We start from the raw sequence: 240 nt of genomic DNA on the forward strand, positions 1-240 counted from the left end.
CTTCGTAAGGAGAATCTTTTCTTAAAAAAAGCGGCGGCATTCTTTGCAAAGGAAATCGATTAGAGGCTTATCGATTCATCGAACAATATCATAATGAATTTGGCATTCGCTGGCTGCTTGGACGGCTGGGTATATGCCCAAATGCTTATTACAACTACCGGAAACACCGGAAGGCGGATTATTATACCCTTAAAGCCGAAGTCCAAGCACAGATTCAGGAAATATATCATTCGCACAATG

General features: G+C 41.7%; 1 pseudogene. It reads left to right on the forward strand.

Features of this window, described 5'->3' with window-relative positions:
* Positions 1–17: 17 nt before the first annotated feature.
* Positions 18–240: pseudogene (locus GPK83_RS17005) on the forward strand (IS3 family transposase); the annotation flags it as partial.

This window comes from Clostridium sp. MCC328, assembly GCF_018785465.1.
GTDB classification, from domain to species: Bacteria; Bacillota; Clostridia; order Lachnospirales; family Lachnospiraceae; genus Pilosibacter; species Pilosibacter fragilis.